The 5,676-nt window shown below is 70.1% G+C and carries 6 protein-coding genes; 1 reads left to right on the top strand and 5 read right to left on the bottom strand.

Annotation, left to right across the window (positions count from 1 at the left end; translation table 11 throughout):
* From AB0M20_RS23930 to AB0M20_RS23910, 5 genes are all read right to left on the bottom strand, one after another.
* Positions 1 to 448 (bottom strand): sugar ABC transporter permease (locus AB0M20_RS23930; RefSeq protein ID WP_364301645.1); only part of this gene is annotated, 448 nt, incomplete at its 3' end.
* A 115-nt stretch (positions 449 to 563) separates the two neighbouring features.
* Positions 564 to 1,907: an extracellular solute-binding protein gene (locus AB0M20_RS23925; protein ID WP_364301643.1), complete on the bottom strand. Its 1,344-nt coding sequence runs from the start codon at positions 1,905 to 1,907 to the stop codon at positions 564 to 566.
* 51 nt (positions 1,908 to 1,958) lie between these two features.
* On the bottom strand, positions 1,959 to 2,801 hold the full coding sequence (locus tag AB0M20_RS23920) for a PfkB family carbohydrate kinase (RefSeq protein ID WP_364301641.1): 843 nt from the start codon (positions 2,799 to 2,801) through the stop codon (positions 1,959 to 1,961).
* Between the two features lie 40 nt (positions 2,802 to 2,841).
* Positions 2,842 to 3,567, bottom strand: a complete 726-nt coding sequence (locus AB0M20_RS23915) for an HAD family phosphatase (RefSeq protein WP_364301639.1) — start codon at positions 3,565 to 3,567, stop codon at positions 2,842 to 2,844.
* A gap of 8 nt (positions 3,568 to 3,575) precedes the next feature.
* The gene (locus AB0M20_RS23910; RefSeq protein ID WP_364301637.1) at positions 3,576 to 4,577 is read right to left on the bottom strand and encodes an SIS domain-containing protein; all 1,002 of its coding nucleotides are present in this window, start codon (positions 4,575 to 4,577) and stop codon (positions 3,576 to 3,578) included.
* 91 nt (positions 4,578 to 4,668) lie between these two features.
* Between AB0M20_RS23910 and AB0M20_RS23905 the strand changes: the two genes are divergently transcribed.
* On the top strand, positions 4,669 to 5,676 hold a 1,008-nt coding region (locus AB0M20_RS23905; protein ID WP_364301635.1), incomplete at its 3' end, for a LacI family DNA-binding transcriptional regulator.

Raw genomic sequence — 5,676 nt, 5'->3', positions numbered from 1 at the left:
CGTGGTTCCACGACTCCAGGCCGACCGCGGTCAGCAGCCTGTTCACCAGGCCGAACTGCGGGTTGTACAGGAACGAGAACAGGATTCCGGCGACGGTAATCGAGATGGTGGCCGGGATGAAGTAGATGGTGCGCAGAACGCCGCGCAGGCGCTGGTGGACGAACTCCTCCAGGACCGCCGCGAGGACGAGCGAGAACCCGACTTGGAAGACGAGCGAGACCACCGCGTACGCCGTGTTGTTGAACAGCGCGCGCCAGAACACCGGGTCGTCGAACGCGACGCGGTAGTTCTCGAGGCCGACGAACACGGGGACGGGCTCGAACGCGCTCCAGGAGAAGAAGCTGAGCCGGATGTTGTCGACGATCGGGAAGTAGACGAACACCAAGAGCAGGGCGACGGCGGGTGCCACCCACACGAGGGTCCGCCAGCGGCTGAGCAGTGCTGTCATGGCTTGGGCACCTGCCTGACTGGGACCGTACACAAATCTGGGTTTGTGCGAATCGGGATTCGCGGTGCACCGGGCCGGCTCGTGATCGTCGAGCCGGCCCGGCGCACTGGCCGGATCAGCCGGCCTGCTTCTTGGCCTTGGCGGCCGCCTGCTGCACGCCCTGCATGACCTGCTCGGGCGAGCGGTCGCCGCTCAGCATGCCCTCGACACCGGAAAGGTATGCCGACGCGACCTCCGCGTGGGTGACGGTGTCGAGCCAGATCGCGAACTGGCTGGCCTGGTCCATGTCCTTGAGCGTGTCGACCAGCTGGGGGAACGCGTTCTCGTTGTTGACCGAGTCGGCGACCGGGCTGAGCCAGCCGAGATCCTTCACGATCTTGGACGCGTTCTGCTGGCTGCTGAAGAACTTGAGGAAGTCCACCGCGAGGGCGGTCTGCTTGCTCTTCGCGTTGACCATGAAGCCGTCCGGCGCGCCGGTCAGCGCCTTGGTGTCACCGGGGGCCGACGCCGCGGCCGGAAGCCGCATGAACGACCAGTTGTCGGCCAGCTCCTTCGGGGCGCCGCCCTTGGCGGTGAGCACCTGGAACTCCAGCGATTCGATGTACTGCATGGCGGCCTTGCCGGAGACCAGGTTGGCCTGCGCGGCCTCGTGGCTCAGGCCGTTGGCCGACGGGTTGCTGCACGTCTCGGTGAGCGTCTTGAACTGCTGCAGCGCGGTGACGTAGCCCGGGTCGGTGAAGGCGCCGTTGGCCGGGTCGTAGTCCTTGGCGAGCTGCTCGGCCGGCACGTTGTACGCGTTGAGCTGGGTGATGTAGTGGATCGCCGGCCAGCCGAACTGGTTGCCCAGCGCGATCGGCGTGTACCCGGCCGACTTGAGCTTGCCGCAGGCGCTGAGCAGGTCCTCGAAGGTCGCCGGCGGGCTGGTGATCCCGGCCTTGGTGAAGGCGGTCTTGTTGTAGGCGAGGTACTTGCCGTCGAGGTTGATCGGCATGCCGTAGTTCTTGCCGTCGTACTCGAAGGCCTTGAGCGACGCCGGCGTGAAGGTCTTGCCCCACTCGGTGTCCGGGCCCATGACGGAGGTCAGGTCGGCGGCGAGGCCAGCGCGGACGAACTTGTTGGCGAAGTCGCCGGCCCAGCTGAAGTAGATGTCCGGCAGCTTGTTGGCGGCCGACAGCACCCGGATCTTGTCTTTGTACGGCTGGTCAGTGACCTGCTGCAGGTCGATCTTGACCTTGGGGTTCGCGGCCTCGTAGGCCTTCGCGACCGAGACGAAGTACGGCGCGTACTTCGGGTCGGCGAACTTGGTGACGATGGAGAGCGTGCCGCTCTTCTCGCCGGTCGCGCTCAACTGCGGGGTTGGCGCGGATCCGCCGTTCTTGGCGCCGCCGCATCCGGTCAGCACCAGTACGGCGGCTGCGGCGGCGGCGATGACACCGCGGCGCAGCGACTGGGTACGCATATGTCCTCCGAGGGGGCTGCGAGTGATCTGTTGGGGGTGGGGGTTGCGTCGTCACGCCCGGACGGAAGCGGGGTTTCCGTTCGCGTCGAGCGTCGTCTCATAGCCGAAGGCGCCATGCTGCGCGCACGTGGCGGTGGCGTACTTGGTGGCCGCGCGCAGCGCGACGTCGTCGGGTTCGCCGCTGGCGAGGCCGACCAGCAGACGTGCGATGAGGGCGTCGCCGGCGCCCAGGGTGTCGACGATCGGACCGGTGCCGGCCGGTGCCACGGCGAGCCCGCCGGGCCCCAGGAGCACCGCACCTTGGGCGCCGCGGCTCACGACGACCCGGGACGGCCCGAGCTTGTTCACTCGCCGGGCGGTCTCGACCGCCTCGGCCTCCTCACCTTCCGGGCTGGACAGGATCGCGATGTCCACCAGCCCGGCCCACTGCGCGACGTAGTCCCAGGGGCGTTCGGAGAAGTCGAAGGACAGCAGCCGGGCGGCCTGCGCCAGAGCGGGCAGGTCCGGCTCGGTCATCGAGCACTCGCCGGTGTGCACGACGGCGGCGCGGGCGGCGGCCGCGAGGTCGTCCGCGCCGACGCGGAACTCCGAGACACCGATCTCGCCGTGCTCGAACACCCGGTTGCCCTCGACGATCCGCACGATCGCGCGGGCGTTCTCGCCGTCCGCGACGCGCAGCAGCCCGAGGTCGACGCCTTCGTCGCCGAGCGCGCGGTGCAGCAGCCGGCCGGCGTCGTCGGTGCCGAGAACGCCGACGTAGCCGGCCGAGCCGCCGCAGCGCACCGCGTTGACGGCGACGTTGACCGCGTTCCCGCCCGGGAACATGACACCCAGGTCGGGGTAACAGTCGACGACGTTGTCGCCGACGGCCAGGAGTTGCACGGAGGGGGTCACGCGACGCTCCTCGAGTCGGTAACCGCGTGTGAGAAGGTTCTCAACACTGGCTGAGGTCGGACGGTACACATGTCTTGCGAGGGTGTGTCAAGGGTTCGGACCCGTTGCCGTTCGCGAGCATCGGCAGCAGATCCCGCAGGTCCTGCAGAACGTGGGCGCCGGTCCGGTGCAGTCGCGCCGGCGGATGCAGCCCGCCGGTGAAGGCGAACGTCCGCATGCCGGCCGCGAGACCGGCCGCCACCCCGAACGGGCTGTCCTCCACCACCCAGCAGTGCTCCGGCTCGACCCGCTCGGCCGCGGCCGCCGCCAGGTAGACGTCCGGCGCCGGCTTGCCCCGGGCCACCTCGTGCGAGCTGTGCACCCGGCCCCGGAACCGGTCGGCCAGGCCGACCAGCTCCAGGGACCGGACGATCTGCGGACGCCCGCTGTTCGACGCCAGCCGGTACGGCACACCCAGCCGGTCGAGCGCGTCCAGCACCTCGACCGCCCCGGCCACCGGCTCGAGCTGCTCGGTCAGCGTGGTGGCGAACAGCTCGTCGTGCCGGCGCGACCAGTCCGCCGGCGGCGCCCCGCCCAGCGTCCGGGCGATCTCCTCCACCCAGTGCTGTGCGGAGCAGCCGACGAACTTCTCGACGAACTCCCGCTCGCTGAGCGCGACGCCCAGGTCGGCCAGCATGCGCCGGCCCACCTGGACGCCGATGCGCTCGCTGTCGACCAGGGTGCCGTCGCAGTCGAACACGATCAGGTCCGGCACGATCGAGGCCATGTCGCGGCTCAGTACTCGACCTTGAACATGTAACGGCGGGTCTCCAGGTCGTGCCCGCGCACCGACTCGTAGTGCTGGGAGAGCCGGTTCGCCAGGGCGTCGATGACCAGCGGGGAGATGTCCGGCCGCAGGCTCTCCGGCACGCCGGGGAGGTCCAGCGTCTTGACGTCGACGACCTGGTGCTTGGGAGCGTAGGTCTCCAGGAAGCTGCGGGCGCGCTCGCCCATCGGCCGGCTGGCGTCCTCGCCGAGCCAGAGCAGGACCGCGGAGTCCTGGTCGACCAGCTCGAAGGCGCCCTGGAAGAACTCACCGCTGTTGAAGCCGGCGGCCTGCTTCCACTGCATCTCCTGCAGGAAGCACATGGCGAAGCCGTAGGCCCAGTTGTAGCTCGGGCCGGAGCCCAGCACGTAGGTGAACGGCGCGTCCTTGTAGGCCTCGGCGATGTCGGCCAGGCGCTGCTCGCTCTGCTCCACCGCGCTGTAGAGCGCCTTGGGCAGCGCCGCCACGGCGGCGTCGAGGCCGGCCGCGTCGGTCAGCTCACCGCTCGCCTCGAGAACGGCGTAGGCGACCAGCAGCTCGAAGAGGTCGCTCTTGCCCTTGAAGGCGACGTCGACGGCCTCGGCCAGCGGAGAGCCCTCCTTGGCCACCGCGATCACGGTGGCGCCGGTGCTCTTCGCGGTCTTCGCCGCCTGGACGGTCTCCTTGGTCTTTCCGGTGTACGACGCCAGCACCACCAGGCTGCCCTCGCCCATCAGACGGGGCACCTGGCAGTTGAGCTCGTCGCTCTGCACCTGGAAGGCCGGCACCGAGGACCGCGCCTGCAGCACGTAGTGCGCGGGGTAGCTGCAGATGATCGAACCGCCCGCACCGACGAAGTAGACGTTCTTGAGTCCCCTCTCGGCGAGCTCGGCGACGACCTCGACGATCGCGGCGCGCTGGTCGATGGTGTCCTGCAGCTTCTGCGACAGGTCGGCATCGATCGGCTTGAGGGGGAGAGTGGACACGGTCATGCACGCTCCTTGAGAACGTTATCACTGACGATTGATGAGAACGTTCTCATTCATCTTCCGTCGCGTCAAGAGGCTCTGCTACTTTCCTGGCATGTCCCGCCCGGCGCGGCCCCGCGCCACTCCCAGCACCCTCGCCGAGGTCGCCGCTGCCGCCGGAGTGTCGGTGGCGACCGCGTCCCGCGCCCTGGGTGGCTACGGCTCGGTCCGCTCCGACACCGCCGACCGCGTCGCCGAGGTCGCGCGCAATCTGCGCTACAGCCGCAACGGTCTGGCGCGATCCATCGTCACCGGCCGCACGCACACGCTCGGCGCGGTGGTGGCCGACATCGAAAGCCCGTTCTTCGCCAGCGCCATGCGCGCGTTCTCGGACGTCGCCGGCAAGGCCGGCAGCCAAGTACTGCTGAGCAACACCGATGAGGACGCCGACACCGAGCGCGCCGCCGTCGAGATGCTGCTGCGCCGCCGGGTCGACGGCATGCTGGTGGTGCCGGCGTCGCCGACCGATATCGACCATCTGCGCGCGGTGCAGAGCGGCGGCACCCCGCTGGTGCTGCTCGACCGCACGCTGGCCGGCCTCGCCGTGGACGGCGTGGTGATCGACAACGTGCTGGCCGGCCGGATGGCCGCCGCGCCGCTGCTGAGCGCGGGCCACCGCCGCATCGCCATGGTGACCAGCGCCGAGCGCGACGATCCGACCGGCCCGCGGGCGAACCCGGGACTGGGCCGCATCCTGGGTTTCCGGCAGGCGCTGCGGGCGGCCGGGATCGACGGCGACGACGCCGTGGCGCACGCCGTCGACTTCCGGGTGACCTCCGCCGAGCAGCGCACCCTGGCGCTGCTGTCCGGGCCCCGGCGGCCGACCGCCCTGGTGACCACCGACAGCAGCATGACGCTCGGCGCCGTGCGCGCCGCCCGCCGGCTGGGCCTGCGCCTGCCGCAGGACGTCTCGCTGGTCGGCATCGACGACGCCGACTGGATGCCGGTGCTCGTGCCGCCGATCACCGTGGTCGCCCAGCCGACCGCTCAGCTCGGCGCGCACGCCGCGAGTCTCCTGCTGCGCCGGCTCGCCGAACCGGAGGCGCCGCCGGTGGTCCGCACG

This window comes from Actinoplanes sp. NPDC051633 (assembly GCF_040681735.1).
GTDB lineage: Bacteria > Actinomycetota > Actinomycetes > Mycobacteriales > Micromonosporaceae > Actinoplanes.
The sequence above is the reverse complement of the archived record's forward strand: the minus strand, read 5'-3'. Positions and strand labels throughout refer to the sequence as shown.

Excerpts from the sequence above, each read along its gene's own strand:
- AB0M20_RS23910 (WP_364301637.1), bottom strand. The coding sequence starts at position 4,577 with ATGACCGTGTCCACTCTCCCCCTCAAGCCGATCGATGCCGACCTGTCG.
- AB0M20_RS23915 (WP_364301639.1), bottom strand. The coding sequence starts at position 3,567 with ATGGCCTCGATCGTGCCGGACCTGATCGTGTTCGACTGCGACGGCACC.
- AB0M20_RS23925 (WP_364301643.1), bottom strand. The coding sequence starts at position 1,907 with ATGCGTACCCAGTCGCTGCGCCGCGGTGTCATCGCCGCCGCCGCAGCC.